Below are 1,321 nucleotides of genomic sequence, written 5' to 3' on the forward strand. Positions count from 1 at the left end.
AAGTTGCTGAAGTTGCTGAAGTTGCTGAAGTTGCTGAAGTTGCTGAAGTTGCTGAAGTTGCTGTTCAAACAGCATCAAAGAAAAAGCCTAAAAAAGTCAATTATTTTTTATCATTTTTAAAACGTTTTTTTTCTTAACAGACTTTCTATAACCCCATATCCGATGGTGGCTATCAAGAGATTGTCATTCAAGAAGGGCAAGGGTTGGTTGCAAGTAATGCCTTTACTTGCGTTGGCATTATTCTCAAGCTTACCAGCAAGTTTGAACACCCAAACGAATACTAATAAGGAACAAACTAGTGTCAAACCTTACTCTAGAGGTTGAATTTATTAGAAAATACCCAAGTGGCGGCTGTGCCTTTGAAGGCGAATTCGACTTTGCTGACTTTGTGGTAAAAAATGCACCTGAATGCGAACTGCCTTACAAACAAGTTGATGACGCTTTCTATAATTGGCAGCTAGACACATCTTTACAACACCTTGAAAAGATTAATGGTATTTGGCAAGGCTATGTTGCGTTTATCGATATTGAAGCCCCCGAACCAGGCACATCAATCACGCTCACCGTTTCACTATTGGAGGATGATTAATGCAAGATGATGAACTCATAAAAGAATCCTTCCATCTACCTAAGTACACCAAACGTAACAATGCAGAGCAGGAACGAAAACAAGCTGAAACGAGAAGGCGGATTGAAGATATTTTAGAAGAGCAAGCCTTTAATAAACTCTGGAATGAAGAATAGTGTTGACATGCAAATGATAATGATTATCATCAGGGCATCAATTATGCAGTCTCCCGACGCAATGATTGATACGACATTTGCTCACATGCTTCCAGTGTAATTATTAAGCTTATCTTTAAAGGGCGCATGCCTTTTGATTTCTTTAGCTAGCGGCGCTCATAACCACGCCGCTTTTCTTTCTTTTCTCGTGCGATTTTTCCTAAACATGGAGACCGCTCATGAAACCAAGAACCCAGCATAAACACCGACACACCACACCGTTAAAAAACACCCATTCACACAACTCAAATTCACCCGAAAACAACTCTGACTCTCTTTTTGTTCTCGATATGCTCGTTGGCAATGACTGGCGCCACCTTGTTCTATCCCACAAAACGGCGCAAAAGCTTATCCAACGCACCCAACACAGAGGCTATACCTTAGAGCCTTACAATAACCGCTAATCACTAGACCGCCACAAGCCTTGCTGCAGCAAGGCTTTTTAATTCCGCCTCTCATTCTGACTACCGCTCAGCTTTGCTGCCAGCGGCAATTTGCGTTGCATAAGGAAGCACCCTGTTATGACAATAGTTCTATT

The 1,321-nt window shown here is 41.4% G+C and carries 3 protein-coding genes; all 3 read left to right on the forward strand.

Features of this window, described 5'->3' with window-relative positions; all coding sequences use genetic code 11:
- Positions 1-298: 298 nt before the first annotated feature.
- The 3 genes from OH459_RS27925 to OH459_RS27935 all read left to right on the forward strand — a co-directional run bounded on the left by OH459_RS27925 (position 299) and on the right by OH459_RS27935 (position 1,187).
- Positions 299-589, forward strand: a complete 291-nt coding sequence (locus tag OH459_RS27925; protein ID WP_050907627.1) for a hypothetical protein — start codon at positions 299-301, stop codon at positions 587-589.
- Entirely contained in the window at positions 589-744 is a 156-nt protein-coding gene (locus OH459_RS27930; RefSeq protein WP_017191380.1) for a hypothetical protein, read from the forward strand. Before OH459_RS27925 ends, OH459_RS27930 begins: the two co-directional genes overlap by 1 nt.
- A gap of 218 nt (positions 745-962) precedes the next feature.
- The gene (locus OH459_RS27935) at positions 963-1,187 is read left to right on the forward strand and encodes a hypothetical protein (RefSeq protein ID WP_050907626.1); all 225 of its coding nucleotides are present in this window, start codon (positions 963-965) and stop codon (positions 1,185-1,187) included.
- The last annotated feature ends 134 nt before the right edge of the window (positions 1,188-1,321 follow it).

It is taken from the genome of Vibrio sp. MM46, from assembly GCF_027587135.1.
GTDB lineage: Bacteria > Pseudomonadota > Gammaproteobacteria > Enterobacterales > Vibrionaceae > Vibrio > Vibrio harveyi.

What these genes read in the sequence shown, in the direction of transcription:
- OH459_RS27930 (WP_017191380.1), top strand. Translation starts at nt 589, where the DNA reads ATGCAAGATGATGAACTCATAAAAGAATCCTTCCATCTACCTAAGTAC.
- OH459_RS27935 (WP_050907626.1), top strand. Translation starts at nt 963, where the DNA reads ATGAAACCAAGAACCCAGCATAAACACCGACACACCACACCGTTAAAA.